Below are 17,659 nucleotides of genomic sequence, written 5' to 3' on the forward strand. Positions count from 1 at the left end.
TCGCTACGATCGGCTCGCCCGCAACTTCCTCGCCGCCGTCTGCATCGCTGCAACCGTCAGCTACTGGTTATGAGTCTTAGCCCTAATTCAACCGACCGCTTTTTGCTGCCGGTAGAGGCCACTTCGCGCCATGCCAGCTTCTCGGCTGCTGCTGAGGAGCTGAATGTCAGCGAGTCCCCGATCAGCCATGCCGTTACTGCGGCTGAGGCCTTTCTTGGTGTGCAGCTCATAGATCGCATGACGCGCCCGATCAGCCAGACAAGCGAGGGCAAGATCTACATGGCCACGCTGAGCAATTGCCTGAATCAACTGGCCACCGAGGGCGGCCCGCTGCGCCGATCAAAAACGCGCTACGCGCTGACGATCTCCTGCAATCTGGCTAACGCAAACTACTGGTTGCTGCCCCGGCTGAAGCTGTTTCACCGTGAATATCCGAAGCTCCAGGTGCATGCATCTGGTGGGCGACGGGCGTCGTGCCGGCCAATCACCCAGCGAAGCTTGCAGCGCTTCTAGCGCGGTCTAGAGGTGCACACCTTGAACTACCGTCATCATTTCGGAGGGTTTAGGTCCGCGATGAGGTCGGGCACAACCTGATGCCCCCGAGCGCTTGGTCTTTTGGTCGATGATTTTGATGCTCGGGGCCGATCGTGGCGCCGCTGCGGCGGCATTGACCCGGCCTGGCATCATGCGGGCGCAGTGCGCCCCTGGTGCCAGACAAAGCGGGTGAGATTGTAGGCGAGATTGGCCATGCCGATCTTGGTCTTGGCCCGCGCCATGCCGATCGTTCGGACGAACAGGCCCATGCGGGATTTCTGCTGCGAAGACGTGCTCGACGAAGGCCCGGATCCTGGAGCGCCGGCCGTTGGCCCGCGACGTCGCCTCGCTCATCGGTCGGCCTTTCGGCTTCTTGTGGTGGATGTCGGAGACGTAGCCGTTGTTCTCCAGCCAGCCTCGTTCTTCTTGGAGCGATAGGCCGTGTCGGCCCACACTTTCGAGCCGGTGTTGTTCTTGTCCAGCACGTTGGAAAGCTGCGCCCCGTCATAGGCCGAGGCACTGGTGACGTTCCAGCCGCGGATGAAGCCGTGCCGGCGATCGATGCCGGCATCGTTCTTCTCTGGTTGCCGCCCTTGATGCAAGAAGCTTTTCAACCTGCTGTGGCTGGTGATCGAGTGCGTTCTTCTCTCAGGCCTTTTCATCACGGCATTTCGAGAAGCCGCTGGCCGGTATGGTGATCTGCGGACCCGGTCCAAATCTTGTAGGCGAGCTCTCAGCTCGAAGGAACCACACTGGGTTTTCCCGATCCAAATCTTTTCGATCATTGTGCTCATTCAGGTCGTCGACTTCCTACACCTCCTTCACCGACGCCAGCTTTTGCGGTGGTGCATATTATCCATCATGCAGCCGCCACTCGCGCCGGATCTCGATAATCTTCTTTCTTTGCCATTATCGCCCAAATCGCCCGCGCCATCTTGTTCGCAAGCGCGATCGCGACCAACATGAGCGGCTTGCGGCGCAGCATTCGCGCCAGCCATGATCCTTCGACGATCGATTTACGGGCTAGCAGGGTGAGGCGGGACATGGCGCGCTGATCAACAAAGATCGGATATCGGTCTGCCCGGCCTTCGACACGCGTCCAAGTCGCTCCTTGCCACCGGAGGTGTATTGACGTGGCTCGAGACCAAGCCAAGCCGTAAAGTCCCGTCCGCGTTTGAAGCTCTCCATCGGAGGAGCAAAGCCGCTGATCGCCAATGCGGTTTGCGGTCCGACACCAGGCATTGTCGGCAGTCGCCGCGCTGTATCGGTCGCCATAGACAGGGCTCTGGCCTTCTTCGTTTGGATTCGATCCGCGCTGTCTGCTCGGCAATCTGCACAATCAGATCTTGGTATTCCTCGAGTACCAGCGGGGGCAGATCACTGTTAGGATCGCCCAGGATGCTCTCAATCCGCTTCACATGCGCGATTCCTTTCGGAACGACATGGCCATATTCATACAGCACCGAACGCAGAGCATTCACAAGCGCCTGAAGTCCAGAGCGTACGGCTCCGCTTTCTCAATCTCCCCTGAGATCGAATTTCTCAGCAGTATCGGCTATAATTCTGTCTTGATACTTTTTAAGTACGCGTTCTGCAACCGACTTCACACTGTCGCCATAGACAACTCTGGTGTCAGTGTCGGCCAGCATCTGCGGAATGACACCGAAATTCTCTGTGACGTCTTTAACCACCTCGTCCTTGCTCCAGCCGGATGGCGAAACCATCTCGTCAATGACCGGATCGATATGGTCGTGATATCCGCATAGGATACCGTTTCGTCGGCGAACACCTCGTCCGTCGGGATTTCCTCCGGGATACCGTCAAAGCCGTCCCGCTGCTCATTCACGCGCCTATCAAAAAGATCCCCCTCGATCAGCACGATGTGATGAAAGCCACCTACCGGCCTGTTCTGCTCGGTAACGGTCCGCAGATAGCGCCGTGTTATGTCGCGGACCGGTGAAGATCTCGCGCAAAACGAGATGGTATTTCTCGGCAGGTCGAATGTCTGCGCATCTAGCTTATAGCTAGTGCGGACAAGGTGAACTCGGTCCGCCTACCTAGCGGACGGCCCGAGCATCACGCTCGTCAACGAGAGTCTTCTTGACCTGGGTCACTTTAGGAAGGTCGGCCGCGCCTAGGCTGTTTTCCTCCACTCGTCCATTTGGATATCTCGTTGCGAACTCGATGCTAAAATTGCCTAGTTCCGATTTAGGCTACTAACCGCTGCAAGAAAGCGATGGGCATGTAGCGCCGCATGTTGGCTGCAGAGAAGACCTCGCTTAACGCCTCCGAGCTATATAGGCGCTCTCGCGGACCGGCCTTCAACCAATCAAGTGCAACCGTGAGCCGATATCCCGCTCTTCCCTTCCGTAACGACGAAGTCAATCGCGCCGATCTTTTTCTCGATGCGGAAGGCGGAAGGGTGCGCGTCAGGATCTTTCCGTCGCTACGATAAGCGCTCCGAATTCCCACCCGGTCAAAATGGTGGAAAAACTGGATGCGCCCTGCGCCCTTACACTTGCCAATTCCTGCGATTGATAGATCATCCTTGTAGGACGTGTCTTTTGTAAGGAATGCTTCGGTCTGAGCATCTCCCAGGCCACAACCATTGTCAGAGCATGAGATCGCGATATCCGATTCGTTTGCAAGCAGACCGGATCGCCTCGAAATTTCGCGTGATCGGGTCCTATCACGTCGGATTAGGAACGCATCGATCGAGTTCGAGATTAGCTCTTCGAGAACACATAGCGATTTGAGCTGATCTTCGTGTTTTTCAAACTTCCGCGGATATCGAGTGTCATTATGTGTCAATCGGAGGGCTGCATCGGGGCGAGATTTCTGGGAGTGGAACCCATCGAAGTCAAGTGATGCCTGACGGTCAGGGCTCGGGATTCGGAGTCAGAGAAAACAGAGGATGGAGGTCGTCAGTCCAGACTGGAGCGAATTCCACATTGGACGTGACCTTGCCCCTCTGATCTAATCCGGTTTGAAGTTCGTTCTGGCCCATCGAGAGGACCAGGAGATGAAACGAAGCCGCTTCTCTGAAGAGCAGATCATCGGAATTTTGAAGGAACACGAGGCCGGGGTATCGGTTGCCGATCTGTGCCGCAAGCACGGGGTCAGCGACGCCTCGATCTACAACTGGAAGGCCCGCTTCGGCGGCATGGATATCTCCGAGGCTCGGCGACTGAAGGCGCTGGAGGACGAGAACACGCGGCTAAAGCGGCTTCTGGCCGACGCCATGCTCGACAATGCCGCGTTGAAGGATCTTGTGGGAAAGAAATGGTGACGCCCGCGGCCAAGCGGAAAGCTGTCGCTCGCCTGAAGGAAGGCTTCGGGATGAGCGAACGGCGGGCGTGTAAAGCCATCGGCTGTTGCCGCATGACGGTTCGCTACGAGACCAGCAGGCCGGACGACCGCGAGGTTCGCGAGCGGATGAAGGCGATCGCGCAGGAGCGTCGCCGGTTCGGCTACCGGCGTCTTCTCGTGATGCTGAGGCGGGAGGGCCTGGTCGTGAACCACAAGAAGCTGTTCCGGCTCTATCGGGAGGAGAAGCTCGCCGTTCGCCGCCGTGGCGGCCGCAAACGGGCGATCGGGACCAGGGCGCCGATGCTGGTGCCGCTGAGGCCCGACGAGCGCTGGTCGCTCGACTTCGTATCGGACCAACTCACCGACGGGCGCCGCTTCCGGATCATGGCCGTCGTCGACGACTGCACGAGAGAGTGCCTGGCACTCATCGTTGATACGTCTCTCTCGGGCATGCGGGTTGCCCGCGAATTGGACCGGCTCATTACCGAGCGCGGCCGGCCGAGGATGATCGTCAGCGACAATGGCAGCGAATTCACCTCGAACGCCATCCTCTCCTGGGCGGATCAGAACCGCGTCGAATGGCATTACATTGCGCCCGGCAAGCCGATGCAGAATGGCTTCATCGAGAGCTTCAACGGCCGACTGCGCGATGAACTGCTCAACGAGACGCTGTTTACCTCGCTGGCTCAGGCGCGCGTAGCCATCGCCCTGTGGCGCGCCGACTACAACACCGCAAGGCCGCACTCCCAAATCGCCTGGCAGACACCGGCCGAGTTCGCCAGCACTTTCAATCCGCGACGGTCGCTCGCGCTGCGCTATGCCAAAGGCTCCGCGACAGCGCCCGTCGCTTCACCCGCCCAGCAGGGCACAACCCACGCCGGAAACGAACTCAAAACTGGATAGAAACTGGGGGCAAGGTCAGACGCTACGCTCCCGCCGTATTATGCCCACGCACGCTCTGGCGCGATGGTGGATGCAAGTTGACCACGCGGAATGGCAACTTGAGTTGCTCATGATTGTCGCCGATCCAGCGCATCTGAAGGTCTGGAAGTACTTGGTATCTGCGCATATGCGCTTGGCACCGATGGGGTGATCGACTGGCACCAATTGCTCGGCTACTGTCGGGTTTTCGACGGCCTGGCGGATTTTTTCCCTGACGAATTCAGCAGCGGTTTCGTTTGCTTCGGCATTCCGAAGCAAATCTGGATAAGCTGCCATAAAAGAGGTTCCCCTAGCAGCCCATCGTCTTTCGTATTCTTGGCGTCATTCTTCGAAGATACAGCCGACGCTCACTTGTCCCCGAACTGGGAAAGAATCCCCGCCGGCATCGAACGCGCTAACGCGCGCCGCTCAGCATAATTCCCTTTCCAGGAATTTTCGTACTCGGCATCCATCGGTCTGTTTCGTGCCGGAAGACTGAAATTCGGCGTACGCTGGAACACGTACAGGTGTTTAGCCTGTTTCGCGAGCTCTGGAACCACCTGTATTCCCGACGACCCTGTGCCGATGACGCCAACATTCTGCGCAGACAAATTGACGCCCTCATGAGGTCAGTTGCCAGTGTGATAGATTCCACCCTTGAAGGTCTCGAGCCCAGGAAGGTTCGGGGTTTGGGCAGCGGACAAACACCCGGTAGCCATTACGCACCATCTGGGGTGAAGATGTTCGGATCAGGATTCCATGGTAAATCTCCGCTCGTTGCTCGGTATCCAAGGTCTGAGCCCGTTTGCATGACCCGGCCCGTTTCCGATGCCGCTTCAAACTCACATCCGGTCGCCGCTCACATCGGCCGCACCAATATCCCCCTTGCGTCGGGGAAGGCTCAGGAGGGCGGGACCATTCTCTTCTTCCTCTTCTTCGGCTTTTTAAGCCAAGCCAAATTTCGGTCCGCTCACCTGGATCCACCGGAGCTGATCAGGCCCCGGGAGATTGAAAAGGGGGAAGCGTTTGTTTTCAGGCGGCCGTTGTCTCGGCTCCTTCCAGCACAACCCCGGTGGTCACATATTTCCAGAAGGCGATCAGCAGCTTTCGCGCCAAGGCAACGATCAGCACTTTCCGACCTCGGCCACCATTGAGCTGTACACGCTGATGAAACCACAGGGTCAGCATCGAACGAGGCTGATGCCTTACCCACAACCAGGCGAGCTGGATCATGGTCGTTCGCAGCCGGGGGTTTCCGGCTTTGGAGACACCTTGTTCGTGCGCGACGGATCCGCTCCGCCAGGGCGTCGGCGCCAATCCGGGATAAGCGGCAACCTGCCGTCGGTTGGAAAAGCTTCGGAATAATCCCTCCGACCACAGGACCCGGCGAATTCCGGGCCAATCCCCTTCAATTTCTTTAACATTGCTCCCGGCGCTGGCGCGCCTTCGTCCGACGGGCTGAGCATAGCATCCCGCTCGGTCTCCACGGACTTGATCTGCTGAAGCGTAAGTTCGAGTCGATCAAGTTCGCGTCCAATCTGTGCCTTCAAATGCTCAGGTAGCGGACGACCATCACCGGTCCTGAGTTCCTCAAGCCGCTCGCGTCTTTTGCGCAATAAAGGCTCATAGTCAGAGATGCCTTGGGCGAAGAGCAGCCCCTTGATCCGATTCACGTGCTCGACCCGCTCCGCTGTCAGCGTCTTGCGCTCGCGGCAGATTCGGCGGCGATCCTCCTCTTGTGAGGTCGGTGCTCGAACCATGGCGCACACCGCGGCTCGCCTCGCTTGTAAGCCAGCAACGCGCGCACCAGAGCTTCCCCGTCGATCTTGTCAGTCTTCGCCCGTCGACGCCGGCGCGACGTCGCGATTGATGCGGGGTCAACGACGTGGCTTTCGACCCGTCCGTCCTGCAGCAAGCGGTGGATCCAAAAGCCGTCGAGGCCCGCCTCTTGAATCACGATGATTGGAACGACCTGCCCCGTGCGGGCCTGCACCTTGTTTTTGAGCTGAGAGAACCGTGCCCATAGTCCAGCGACGTCACCGCTGCGAACGATATACTTCGACATCTTTTCACCGCCCGGCGACAGCGATGTAATCAGCCAGGTCGATCGACTAAGTTCCAGCGAGACGAAAAATTGCGCCAAGATCGGTGCGGAGAGCGGTCGGCGCTTGGGGTCGGTCAGTGATAATTTGCATGGTCGCCTCCAGAGTGGGTGGGTTAGCAAACTCACTCTGCCAGAGCGTCGGTCGCTATCCACTCCCCATGGGATCTCTTCTCGTCGACAGACAGCACGATCGCGTGGGCCGGCGGATCGAGGTAGAGGCCGACCACGTCGCGGAGCTTGTGGACGAACTGCGGATCATTGGAGAGCTTGAATTGCCGCCAGCGGTTCGGCTGCAGTCCGTGTACCTTCCAAATGCGGCGCATCGCGCTGGCGCTGATGTCCGCCGCTTGCACCATCATGTCGGCGGTCCAGTGCGTCGCAAGTCTTGCAGCGTCAGCGCCACCACGCGCTCGGCCACTTCGGGTCCGAGCGGCGGAATGCGCGACGGCCGCGCCTTGTCGCGCGACAGCCAATCGAAGCCTTCCTCAGCGAAACGCTCCTGCCAGCGCCACACGCACGTCTTGGACTTGCCGGTCTGCCGCATGATCTCGACGGTGCCAACGTCGTCTGCGCTCAACAGGAATGATCTCGGCGCACCAGACGAGCTTCTGCGGCGCATTGCGATCTTTGATGAGCGCCATCAATCGCTGGCGGTCGGTTGGCGAAACCGTGCAGGATATTCCTGTGCGCATGCGCGAAGGGGGAAGGTCAATTCACATTCCGCGTGTCAGATGTCCGACAAATGTCGGACGAGCAACATAGAACATCAGCAACTCCGTATAGTTTAGAAATGGTTTTCTCCGTTGGCACGCTACATGCAATGTCCTAGACGGTGGAGAATGTTCTTATGATTTCGCTGACTACCGCTGTCATGAGAGTATCGCTCGCCGTTCTCTTTGTTGCAGAACTATCGAAAAATGACGCTTGAAGAGGATTTGCGGGATGACGTTGGAAATCAAAGCAGGCCCTGTATCGGCCAATCTCATCGAACAGGATGATTGGATCTGCTTAAGCAATAGGCCAAGCGTGCCCTATGAGGTTGAAAGCCTTGTAAAATGGGCGGAAATATGCTCCGTGGGCGGGACGGCGATTGATATCGGCGCCTATACCGGGCTGTTTTCCATAATCGCAGCTAAGCAGGGATGCTGCGTCATTGCCTTTGAACCGATGCCGGCCCACGTAGCGCGGTGTTGGGATAATTTCCGCCTGAACAATGTCGAGGTCGAACTTTACAACGCTTGCGTTTCGGATGCTGTTGGCGAAGCGGTGATCAAGTTCAACCCAAATGCGCCGTATCTGACATATGGCGCCAGCTTAATCGGTTCGACCTGCGGGGCGGGGAATGAAAGCAAACCGCTTAACGTCCATTCGATGACGATCGACAGTCTCGGGTTGGATCAATGCACCGCGATCAAGATCGATGTGGAGCGCGGCGAGCCGATGGTGCTTGCCGGTGCCCGCAATACATTGGAGCGGCTAAAGCCTGTCCTCATAGTTGAGGTGATTGGCGAGGAGGAAAAGGCGGCCGTGCGCACCGCCGTTCCCGATTATGACGTGGCGGCCGAACTGGATCTGCGGAACTGGCTGATGGTGCCGAAGTAAGAATACTTTCCGTTCTGCGATCCGGTGGTCAACTGGAACGTTCTATCGCCTGAAGGATGGCATGCGAAGCGGCTGTTTTCAGCGGCGCTTGAGCTGCGCGGCGGACACGCCGACGTCACCGCAATGCCACGCCATTTTGCAGAACTTGACGCACACAACTGTAGTGGGCAAGATCCGGTGTCCGCGTGAATGCAGTCGCTCCTGGGTTCGTACAGTCTGAGATGACCGGCAAGTATCCCGACGAAGTCATAAATGCATGGTCGGACCAGACACCGATGGGCCGCCTGGGCCAGCCTGATGAGGTCGCATCTGCGGTCCATTTTCTAGCGAGCGATGCGTCAAGCTATCGGGAACGGTGCTGTTGGTGGATGGCGGCTATACCTGCTGGTAGCAGCCCTCTGGCTGTCGTCGAGACCTGAGGGTTTAAGAACTTCCATGCATGTACGCCATTAGCCGAATTTCAGCTTGTTACAAATGGTTCAATTCGGCCGTTTGCCAATGCTGAAGCCCCTATACCCCTCGTTGGCCACATCATCGCAAATTTTTTGATAGGTGGGCAGACCCCCGACATACGGCATGAAAACAGCCGGTTTTCCTGGAACGTTGACACCGAGGTACCAAGATTTCGCCTGAATGTACAACGTTCCCTCGGCGGTCTTCCTGACTTCCTCCATCCAAGTTTCTTCAGCTGAAGCGGTTGCCTCTATATACTCGGCGTCCACGTCGATCAGATATGCAATGCACTCAGCTATCCATTTAACGTTGTCTTCAATAGCAACTATGACGTTGGTCAGAACCGATGGGCTTCCTGGTCCGGTGACAATAAATAAGTTCGGAAAACCGGTGCTCATCAGGCCAAGAAAAGTCTTCGGCCCATCCCGCCATTTTTCCGTAAGGGCAAGCCCCTGCCGCCCGACAATCTCGATTTTGTTAAGCGCGCCAGTAATCGCATCGAACCCCGTCGCCAGCACCAAACTGTCTAGCTCGTAAAAATCAGAGCCTGCCGTTACCCCTCCCGGAGATATGTCGCGGATGGGATTGGCACGGATGTCTACAAGCGTGACGTTCTCGCGATTGAAGGTTTCGAAATAGTTTGTGTCAGCGCATATGCGCTTGGCACCAATAGGATGATCGACCGGCACCAGTGGCTCGGCTACCATAGGGTCTTGGACGGCCTGGCGGATCTTTTCCCGGACGAATTCAGCAGCCGTATCGTTTGCTTCGGCATTCCGGAGCAAATCTGGATAAGCTGCCATAAAAGAGGTCCCGCCAGCAGCCCATCGCCTTTCGTATTCTTGGCGCCGCTCTTCAGCAGATACGGCCAACGCCGATTTGTCCCCGAACTGGGACAGGATCCCTGCCGGCATCGAACGCGCTAGCGCGCGCCGCTCGGCATAATTTTTCTTCCAGGAGTTTTCGTAGTCGGCATCCATGGCCCTATTTCGTGCCGGAATGCTGAAATTCGGCGTACGCTGGAACACGTACAGATGGTTAGCCTGCTTCGCGAGCTCTGGTATCACCTGTATACCCGACGATCCTGTGCCGATCACGCCGACATTTTGACCAGACAGAGCGACGCCTTCATGAGGCCAGTTGCCGGTGTGATAGATTCCACCCTTGAAGGTCTCGAGTCCAAGAATGTTAGGGGTTTGCGCGGCCGACAAACACCCGGTCGCCATGACGCACCACTTGGCCCGATATTGCGTTCCTTGATCTGTCGACACCAGCCATCGGGACTCTTCCTCCTGAAAGTCGGCCCTCATGACGCGTGTGTTGAATTTTACGTCACGAAGAAGGTCGAACTTTATCGCCACGTAGTTGGCATAGGCCAGGATCTCCGGCTGCGAGGCGTAGCGCTCGCTCCAGTGCCACTCTTGCTGAAGTTCCTCCGAGAACGAGTAGGAGTACTGCATGCTTTCAACGTCGCAGCGCGCTCCCGGATAGCGGTTCCAAAACCACGTTCCGCCGACCCCCGAGGCCGTTTCAACCACCACCGCGGAGAGGCCCAGGCGGCGGGCGAGGTGCAGCATGTACATGCCGGCAAACCCAGCGCCAACGATGAGCACATCGCAGGACTCGACGGCCTCTCCACCAGCGCAGCCTTCCAAAACATCGTTATGCTGCACGAGCTGCTTCCTTTGGAAATTTTTCGCTGAATAGCCTGACAGTTACGTTGCCAAAAAAAGCAGGCATACGCACTCGCCAAAAACTCAACCGCCCGATCCGTTTTTTTCCGAACCGACTTTCGACATCGGGTGCTAAAACGGCAGTCAGGGAAGAGTCTTTTCAGACGCGATCAATCCATGCCGGCTGAAACGCGCCTCCCGCGTGTCGTCTCTACCGGGATTCCAAGCGCACGCTTCCGCGCGTCGGGTTATCAGTCGCAAGCATAGCACAGAAGCCGTCGAGCGCTTCCTGGGTCAACGGCAATGTTAATCGATATAACAAGTGGGAGTTCACGTTATGAAGTCGCTGTTTCGTTCTATTCTGCTTGGTTCCGTTCTGTGCTGTCCTAGCGCATTTGCGGGCGAGAAAGTGATCCCGGCGTGGGACGCAATCACAGAGAACCTCATGCAGACCTACATCGTGGACGAGGGCTTACGGCAACTTGGATACGACGTAGCAGATCCCGTCCAACTTCAGATTCAATTGGCTTACGTTGCGATGGCAAGAGGCGACGCCACGTTCTTTGCTGCCTATGCGGAGCCAATCCATGACCAATACCTGAAGGAAAATGGCGGAGACGCCGTCTTAACCCGGCTCGGGCATATTTCAGCCGATAATATCCAAGGCTACCTGATCGACAAGAAGACAGCGGATGCGACCGGCATCAAGTATATAGAGGACTTCAAGGATCCAGAGAAGGCGAAGCTTTTCGATATCGACGGCAATGGCAAAGCCGATCTTTATGGGTGCGAGCCAGGATGGGGATGTGAGGTAATCATTGAGCATCATCTGGACGCGTATGGATTGCGCGATACCCTTGAAGAAAAGCAGGGCGGTTATTTCGCGATCATTCCAGACGCAATCGAACGCATCAAAGAAGGAAAGCCCACCCTTTATTACACGTGGACCCCCCTATGGGTATCCAGCATACTCCAGCCCGGGAAAGACGTTGTTTTTCTTAACGTCAAGAAGACGGAGCTGCCCGCGGGACAGACGGCCAGCACGACAATCCCCGGTCTAGGAAATCTTGGATTCCCGATGATCCAGCAAAGGATTGTTGCGGCTACGTCCTTCGTCAAAGACAATCCGTCGGCAAAAAAGTTCTTTGAGCTCGTTGCAATCCCTCTCGACGACCTGAATGCGGAAGACCTCCGGATCTACAAAGGCGAGAACTCCAATGACCAGATCCAGCAGCGCGCCTTGGAGTGGATTTCCACGAACAAGACGAAGTGGGACGAATGGATCGCGCAAGCGAAGGCTGCACACTAGCTTTGCCGCAGGAGACTTCAATTGATTGATAACAGTCTCGTAGATCAGGTTGTCATCGTGACGGGCGCTGCCGGTGGGATCGGCAGCGCTATCGCCCGAACCTTTCGTCGCTTAGGCGCTCGCATGTTGCTAGCTGATTACGATGAGAACGGCGTATCGAAATTGGCGTCTTCGTTAGATCCCACCGGCGAGCGGGTGATAGCAGTCGCCTATGATGCGAGCAAACCATCAGACGCGGACGCCCTCGTATCGACATGCATCGCTCGTTTCGGTCACATCGATCATGTCGTTCCGGCAGCAGCAATCTTCGAAGATCAACCATTCGCCTCTATGACAGACGAGCAGTGGCGACGAACGATGTCGATAAACTTGGACGGAGTGTTCTACATCTGCAGGCGGGCAATTCCTCATATCAAGCCGGGTGGAACAATCGTGACCATCGCCTCGTCTGCAGCCCATGAAGGCTGCTCGCCCGAGCACGCTCACTATGGGGCTTCAAAAGGCGGAGTGTTGGCTTTCACCAAATCTCTCGCGCGGGAGGTGTCACCGAACATACGCGTAAACACAGTATCTCCCGGGACCATAGACACTCCGATGGTGGCGGAACTCCTGCGGCAGAATGGAGACAAATGGCTGTCCATCACGCCAGCAGGCCGCTTCGGCACCGGTGAAGAAGTCGGTGATGCCGTGGCGTTCCTTTGCAGCAACGCCTCGAGCTATATCATGGGTCAGACCATTCACGTGAACGGTGGATCATATATGGGAGGCTAGGCACCCGAGTTTGGCGTTATCGTCGACCGTGAACAATCTTGACCGCTAAGCGGCAAGCTGCCTCGGCCGGTTCAGGAACGCGGCGATCAGGAGCCACAAAAATTGCTTCAGCCACCTGAGCAGGAGGGAGAGTTATAGCCGGCTGCGGCCAGGATGGCGTTGATCGCATCGCCTTGGGTGTGAGAGGTAATTGCGGCCCATTCTGTGTTCGTTCTTGGTATGGCGATCACCGGCTCGACGGCCGATCGCCGCCATCTGGCGCTTGATGGCCGGTGTCACGCGGCGCTTCTGACCAGCGGTGAAGACCCTGAACGTATGGCTTTGCGGCGCGTTGTGGCCGCGATAGCCGGCGTCGGCGAGAACGCGGCTGATCTCGTTGCCGATGGTCTTTTCCATGTCAGGGATGATCGCTGCGCGCGTGTGGCCGTCATAGGGATTGCCGGGCAGCGCTTTTGCATGCAGGGCGAACTGGCCACCTTTTGAGCGCTTCAGCGTGGTGGCCACCGACACCTTTACCCCGAACTCGCAGGGACATGCGCCTTGCCCTTACCGATGCATTCCACCTCGTGCGCATGCAGGCTGTAGATTTTGCGGCCGCGCTGGCGCTCACGCTGCTCGAGAACGGTGGAGGCCCAGTAGAGCGACCATTTGAAGAGCGCGTCCAGCTCCGCATCGCCGGCGATCTGGCGGGAGATGTCGCGAATGGTCCGGCCGAGATAGGTCTTGAGCCTGCGCAGCGCCTTGTTGGCCCGCTTGAACTGCTTGGCGTGGGCGTAGGCGCCGGTGCTTGATCAGCGCCAGCTTGCCGACCCGCACATAGGTCTGGCGCAAATCCAGCCCGCCCGTTTGGCCAGCCGCACCAGCCGTTCGCGGGCCCGGTGGATGAGCTTGGCGTCGGTCGGGAACATCACGTTCTTCGGCTGCACGGTGGTGTCCACGACAACCTGGCGCGTGTCGGACGGCTTCATCGCCCCGGCCTTGACCGCGATGCTGAGGCTTTCCTGCAACAGCGCCACGATCCGCTCCTCGCCCATGCGGCCGCGCCAGCGCGTCATCGACGAGCGATCGAACAGCAGTTCGTGGCAGAAGAACGTCTCGCCGCAAAGATACTGGAAGTAGGGGTTCTCCACCCAGCGCTCGCACAGCACCTCATCTGACAGGTTGAAAGTGTGTTTGAGGATGGCCAGCCCCGCCATCAGCCGGGTCGGCAGCGGCGGCATGCCGGGACCGTCCGAATAGACCGCACCGAAGCGCGCCTCCAGCACCGGCCAGTCGATCGCCTGCGCCAGGCGCACCAGCTCGTGCTTCATGTTGATGATCTGATCGAGCCTGGAGCGGAAAAGATCCTGCTCTCCCGTCTCGCGCTTCTCGCGTGGCCTGCCCATCGCCTGGCTCCGATTCACTGCGATGAAAGCAGTGAATCACGCTTCGCCAGGCGGCGAAATCGCAAACTGGAATTGCAACAAAACTATCCACAAACTGGCCGTTACCTGCAATTCGGAAGCCTGAAAAGTAGACTATTCCTACGCGATATCAGCGGCTTCCGTATTCTTCACGGCCGACGATATCGGGATTGCATTCCTCCAAGGCGATCGGCTGCCGTCGAGTCCGGCCTCAACGAACAGCGGAACCTGCTACCAGCAGGTATAGCCGCCATCCACCAACAGCACCGTTCCCGTAATATAGCTTGACGCATCGCTCGCTAGAAAATGGACCGCAGATGCGACCTCATCAGGCTGGCCCAGGCGGCCCATCGGTGTCTGGTCCGACCATGCATTTATGACTTCGTCGGGATACTTGCCGGTCATCTCAGACTGTACGAACCCAGGAGCGACTGCATTCACGCGGACACCGGATCTTGCCCACTCGCACGCAAGGGTCTTGGTCACCATGTTCACTCCGGCCTTGCTCGCATTGTAGGCCGTGACGACGGATTGTTGTCGGGTAACGATCTCCCCGCACATCGAACTTATGTTTACAATCGTCCCAGAACCGCGACCCGCCATCAGGGAGCCGAACGTGCGGCTGCAGTAGAAGACGCCGTCCAAATTAACCGAGAGGACCATCCGCCAATCCTCATCGGTGGTATGATTGGTCGGCGCTGCACGCGACACGCCGGCATTGTTGACAAGGATGTCCGGGCAAAGGGCGATTCTACCGGCGAGATCGCGCACCGCCTTCGAATCCGTGACATCGAGCTGATAAACCTGTGGTTTGACGGGGAACTGATCTGCAGCCTCCATCACGCGGATTCCGTCGGTGTCAGTAAGAATTATGTCGGCACCGGCTTGTTGCAAGGTAAGGGCGATCTGCAAACCGATGCCGCGTCCTCCGCCGGTTATTAACGCAGTTTTCCCGGATAAATCGAACTTGTTATGGAAAGATGGGCGTTCCATAAGTGGCATTGCTAGTCTCCTGACGCGTGTTATGGCCTGATGATGGCATTGATATGATAGAAGAATTACGCTTCACAGCCGAAGAATAAAGTCATCCCGTTTCCTTCTCGGCGCAAATAAAAAGCTATCCTTGAGGGATGCGCCCTTGACCTATTCAATCTGCGCTGGGCATCGAATTCGTCGGCCGAGATGAGTGATCTTTTAACGTTGACATGAACGGCAACGACTAAGCAAACCTCTACGCCTGAACCAGACTGGGGACCCGAGGGCCACCGAGCATCGCCTAGGGTTTTCTTGAGGACCTGGACCTGTCTGCTTAGCCCCGGATTCCAAGAAGAAGGTCACGACGCGAAATCATGCCTACCGGGCGATTGTCGTCCATCACGGTTATGTCCCCATTATGATGGGTTGCCAGCTCGATGATGGCACCGATCTTCTCAGTAGCTGCCACCGTGGCTCCGTTGTGAGGCGTCGTACTCGGAGTATTCGGCATCGGTTTCATGATTTTTCGGGCGGTCACAAGCTCAAGCCTGGAAATGCCCTTCACAAAGTCTGCCACGTACTCGTCCGCGGGTTCTGTGACAATTTCCTCCGGCGTCCCAACCTGGACGAACCTACCGTCCTTCATGATTGCGATACGAGTGCCAAGTCTGATCGCCTCGTCGAGGTCGTGAGTGATGAAGATGGTCGTCTTCCTGACGACCTTGGAGAGTTCCATGAACTGGTGCTGAAGTTGCCGGCGGATCAATGGATCGAGAGCAGAAAATGGCTCGTCCATCAACAGTATCTCTGGATCTGCCGCCATGGCCCGAGCCAACCCGACACGCTGTTTCATTCCGCCTGACAACTCATCCGGAAAGCGCGAAGCCCACTCTTCTAAGCCTACGAGCTTGAGCTTTTCCTTTGCCGTATGCATACGTTGCGCTTTGCCGACACCACGTAATTCGAGGCTCAGAGCGACGTTGTCTTGAACGTTGCGGTGAGGCAACAACGCCATGTTCTGAAACACCATGCCAACACTTCTTGAGCGTAGCGCGCGCAGCTCGGAGTTGCTCAACCCATTGACATTGCGGCCAGCTACGATGATCTCGCCATCGGTGGGCTCCACCAGTCGGTTGATGTGCCTGATTAGTGTTGACTTCCCTGATCCGGAAAGGCCCATGATACAGAAAATCTCGCCTTCACTGACTGAGAACGATACGTCGGCAACGGCGGTGACACACCCATACTGTTTTAGCATGTCGGACTTGGAAAGGCCCTGTTCGCGAATAGCCCTGAGGGCGTTCTTCGCATCGCTGCCGAAGATTTTCCAGACCCCTGAACACTTAATGACGGGCTTGTCCATCAATAACCTTTGTTTTCGGATAGGCACATTCAGCTATCAGTTGTGACCGGGGTTACGCATCCACATACCGTTTTTCACCTGAGCGACCGTTTGTTGTTCTACTGTGTTCATCGACCTTCGCTGACGGACTACCTTCAGGCCGAAATGATTTACGCCGGATGCCGCCCAAGGCCAATTGGTCTTAAATGAGTTGGTATCACAACGTCTAAAGGCTCAGCAGAGAATTATGGCACGCAATTTCAGGATCCCTTTTCGGTCGGCCGATCTAAGCGACGGACAATCGGACTAGTTACCTCCGTCTGACGTGGAACCGCTCGGAATAGGCGAAGCGTATGCCCAACGACAGCGACCGGGCCATGAGCCCAGATTTCACCTGGCTTTCGAGGTTGGGCGAGAGCCTGTGTAAGTCGATCGAGAATGATCGCAAGCGCCACAATGCCAAGACCGCCGATGCTGGCCAGTCCAACATCGAGGCGGCCGATGCCACGAAGCACCATCTGGCCGAGTCCGCCGACCGCGATCATTGAGGCAATGACTACCATAGAGAGCGACATCATCAGCGTCTGGTTAACCCCTGCCATGATGGTCGGCAGCGCCAGAGGGAGTTGGGCCTTCCATAGCAGCTGACGATCGGTCGCGCCAAATGCGCGCATGGCTTCGTTGACTTCTTCCGGAACTTGGCGGATGCCTAAATAGGTCAAGCGGATCACCGGTGCTACTGCGAAGATCACTGTAACGATCACTCCCGGTACGTTGCCTATGCCGAAAAGCATGACGATCGGCACCAAGTATACGAAGGCGGGAATCGTTTGCATACCATCGAGGATCGGCCGCAGAATCGCGTTGAGCCATATCGACCTCGTCGATAGAATCCCAAGTGGAATGCCGATAACCAGTGAGAATACCAGCGCGGTAAGCACGATTGACAGGGTAGTCATCGTTTCCGACCATACACCGATAAAGCCGATGAAGAACAAAATGGCGGCCAGTGCTGTTGCCAGCCGCCAGCTCGAAAGCTGCCAGGCCAGCAGTACGATAACCGCGATGACGAGAGTCGGCGGTGCCGAATTCATGAAGGCAGTCAGCGACTGCAAAACCGTGTCGAACGGCGCTTTCACAATCTGAAAGAAAGGGCGGTAGTTATCGACCAGCCAGCGCAAAGCATTGCTAACCGCTTGCGCGAGTGGCAATTTCCCACAGGCAAACGGATCCCAAAGGCTACAATCACTCATCATCGTTCCC

At 57.1% G+C, this 17,659-nt stretch carries 13 protein-coding genes and 4 pseudogenes; 6 read left to right on the top strand and 11 right to left on the bottom strand.

The annotated features are described in order from the left end of the window. Window positions 1–69 precede the first annotated feature (69 nt). A complete protein-coding gene (locus tag NKJ67_RS24390; protein WP_352583728.1) occupies window positions 70–513 on the top strand; it encodes a LysR family transcriptional regulator in 444 nt (147 codons plus the stop codon). Between the two features lie 170 nt (window positions 514–683). Here the strand turns inward: NKJ67_RS24390 and NKJ67_RS24395 are convergent. The 4 genes and pseudogenes from NKJ67_RS24395 to NKJ67_RS24410 form a co-directional block, all read right to left on the bottom strand. Beyond that, window positions 684–1,112, bottom strand: a pseudogene (locus NKJ67_RS24395) (transposase); the annotation flags it as partial. A gap of 281 nt (window positions 1,113–1,393) precedes the next feature. Next, window positions 1,394–1,579: a hypothetical protein gene (locus NKJ67_RS24400; protein WP_352583565.1), complete on the bottom strand. Its 186-nt coding sequence runs from the start codon at window positions 1,577–1,579 to the stop codon at window positions 1,394–1,396. Next, complete coding sequence (locus tag NKJ67_RS24405; RefSeq protein ID WP_352583567.1) at window positions 1,558–1,809, bottom strand: transposase; 252 nt, start codon at window positions 1,807–1,809, stop codon at window positions 1,558–1,560. The genes NKJ67_RS24400 and NKJ67_RS24405 overlap by 22 nt, the downstream gene beginning before the upstream one ends. Window positions 1,810–2,051: 242 nt before the next feature. Beyond that, on the bottom strand, window positions 2,052–2,258 hold the full coding sequence (locus NKJ67_RS24410) for a hypothetical protein (protein ID WP_352583569.1): 207 nt from the start codon (window positions 2,256–2,258) through the stop codon (window positions 2,052–2,054). 1,298 nt (window positions 2,259–3,556) lie between these two features. Between NKJ67_RS24410 and NKJ67_RS24415 the strand changes: the two genes are divergently transcribed. Then, window positions 3,557–4,746, top strand: a protein-coding gene (locus NKJ67_RS24415; RefSeq protein ID WP_352583571.1) for an IS3 family transposase whose coding sequence is annotated in 2 segments (ribosomal slippage) — window positions 3,557–3,806 and window positions 3,806–4,746 — 1,191 coding nt in all. Because the reading frame shifts where the segments join, the coding sequence is not laid out codon by codon here. 1,050 nt (window positions 4,747–5,796) lie between these two features. On the opposite strand, the pseudogene NKJ67_RS24420 reads toward NKJ67_RS24415, so the two are convergent. Beyond that, window positions 5,797–6,959: pseudogene (locus tag NKJ67_RS24420) on the bottom strand (IS110 family RNA-guided transposase). Between the two features lie 76 nt (window positions 6,960–7,035). Further along, window positions 7,036–7,560: pseudogene (locus tag NKJ67_RS24425) on the bottom strand (helix-turn-helix domain-containing protein); the annotation flags it as partial. 250 nt (window positions 7,561–7,810) lie between these two features. Between NKJ67_RS24425 and NKJ67_RS24430 the strand changes: the two are divergent. Both NKJ67_RS24430 and NKJ67_RS24435 read left to right on the top strand, forming a co-directional pair. Further along, window positions 7,811–8,470, top strand: a complete 660-nt coding sequence (locus tag NKJ67_RS24430) for an FkbM family methyltransferase (protein ID WP_352583573.1) — start codon at window positions 7,811–7,813, stop codon at window positions 8,468–8,470. Between the two features lie 221 nt (window positions 8,471–8,691). Beyond that, a complete protein-coding gene (locus NKJ67_RS24435) occupies window positions 8,692–8,889 on the top strand; it encodes an SDR family oxidoreductase (protein WP_352583575.1) in 198 nt (65 codons plus the stop codon). A 60-nt stretch (window positions 8,890–8,949) separates the two neighbouring features. Here the strand turns inward: NKJ67_RS24435 and NKJ67_RS24440 are convergent, their stop codons facing one another. Next, entirely contained in the window at window positions 8,950–10,596 is a 1,647-nt protein-coding gene (locus tag NKJ67_RS24440; protein WP_352583577.1) for a flavin-containing monooxygenase, read from the bottom strand. Between the two features lie 337 nt (window positions 10,597–10,933). Here NKJ67_RS24440 and proX point away from each other — a divergent pair, with 337 nt between their 5' ends. Further along, window positions 10,934–11,905, top strand: a complete 972-nt coding sequence (proX, locus tag NKJ67_RS24445) for a glycine betaine/L-proline ABC transporter substrate-binding protein ProX (protein WP_352583579.1) — start codon at window positions 10,934–10,936, stop codon at window positions 11,903–11,905. 21 nt (window positions 11,906–11,926) lie between these two features. Beyond that, the gene (locus tag NKJ67_RS24450) at window positions 11,927–12,676 is read left to right on the top strand and encodes an SDR family NAD(P)-dependent oxidoreductase (protein WP_352583581.1); all 750 of its coding nucleotides are present in this window, start codon (window positions 11,927–11,929) and stop codon (window positions 12,674–12,676) included. A gap of 45 nt (window positions 12,677–12,721) precedes the next feature. Here NKJ67_RS24450 and NKJ67_RS24455 read toward each other — a convergent pair. The 4 genes and pseudogenes from NKJ67_RS24455 to NKJ67_RS24470 all read right to left on the bottom strand — a co-directional run bounded on the left by NKJ67_RS24455 (window position 12,722) and on the right by NKJ67_RS24470 (window position 17,649). After that, a pseudogene (locus NKJ67_RS24455) lies at window positions 12,722–14,061 on the bottom strand (IS5 family transposase). 249 nt (window positions 14,062–14,310) lie between these two features. Next, window positions 14,311–15,081 carry an SDR family NAD(P)-dependent oxidoreductase gene (locus NKJ67_RS24460; RefSeq protein ID WP_352583583.1) on the bottom strand — a complete coding sequence of 257 codons (771 nt, stop codon included), beginning with the start codon at window positions 15,079–15,081 and terminating at the stop codon, window positions 14,311–14,313. 307 nt (window positions 15,082–15,388) lie between these two features. Continuing rightward, entirely contained in the window at window positions 15,389–16,417 is a 1,029-nt protein-coding gene (locus NKJ67_RS24465; protein WP_352583585.1) for a quaternary amine ABC transporter ATP-binding protein, read from the bottom strand. A gap of 239 nt (window positions 16,418–16,656) precedes the next feature. Further along, window positions 16,657–17,649, bottom strand: a complete 993-nt coding sequence (locus NKJ67_RS24470; protein WP_352583587.1) for an ABC transporter permease — start codon at window positions 17,647–17,649, stop codon at window positions 16,657–16,659. Window positions 17,650–17,659 lie beyond the last annotated feature (10 nt).

Origin of the sequence: Mesorhizobium sp. M0088 (assembly GCF_040322895.1) — a bacterium.
Classification (GTDB): Bacteria; Pseudomonadota; Alphaproteobacteria; order Rhizobiales; family Rhizobiaceae; genus Mesorhizobium.

What these genes read in the sequence shown, in the direction of transcription:
- NKJ67_RS24390 (WP_352583728.1), top strand. Translation starts at nt 70, where the DNA reads ATGAGTCTTAGCCCTAATTCAACCGACCGCTTTTTGCTGCCGGTAGAG.
- NKJ67_RS24400 (WP_352583565.1), bottom strand. Translation starts at nt 1,579, where the DNA reads ATGTCCCGCCTCACCCTGCTAGCCCGTAAATCGATCGTCGAAGGATCA.
- NKJ67_RS24405 (WP_352583567.1), bottom strand. Translation starts at nt 1,809, where the DNA reads ATGGCGACCGATACAGCGCGGCGACTGCCGACAATGCCTGGTGTCGGA.
- NKJ67_RS24410 (WP_352583569.1), bottom strand. Translation starts at nt 2,258, where the DNA reads ATGGTTTCGCCATCCGGCTGGAGCAAGGACGAGGTGGTTAAAGACGTC.
- NKJ67_RS24430 (WP_352583573.1), top strand. Translation starts at nt 7,811, where the DNA reads ATGACGTTGGAAATCAAAGCAGGCCCTGTATCGGCCAATCTCATCGAA.
- NKJ67_RS24435 (WP_352583575.1), top strand. Translation starts at nt 8,692, where the DNA reads ATGACCGGCAAGTATCCCGACGAAGTCATAAATGCATGGTCGGACCAG.
- proX (WP_352583579.1), top strand. Translation starts at nt 10,934, where the DNA reads ATGAAGTCGCTGTTTCGTTCTATTCTGCTTGGTTCCGTTCTGTGCTGT.
- NKJ67_RS24460 (WP_352583583.1), bottom strand. Translation starts at nt 15,081, where the DNA reads ATGCCACTTATGGAACGCCCATCTTTCCATAACAAGTTCGATTTATCC.
- NKJ67_RS24465 (WP_352583585.1), bottom strand. Translation starts at nt 16,417, where the DNA reads ATGGACAAGCCCGTCATTAAGTGTTCAGGGGTCTGGAAAATCTTCGGC.
- NKJ67_RS24470 (WP_352583587.1), bottom strand. Translation starts at nt 17,649, where the DNA reads ATGAGTGATTGTAGCCTTTGGGATCCGTTTGCCTGTGGGAAATTGCCA.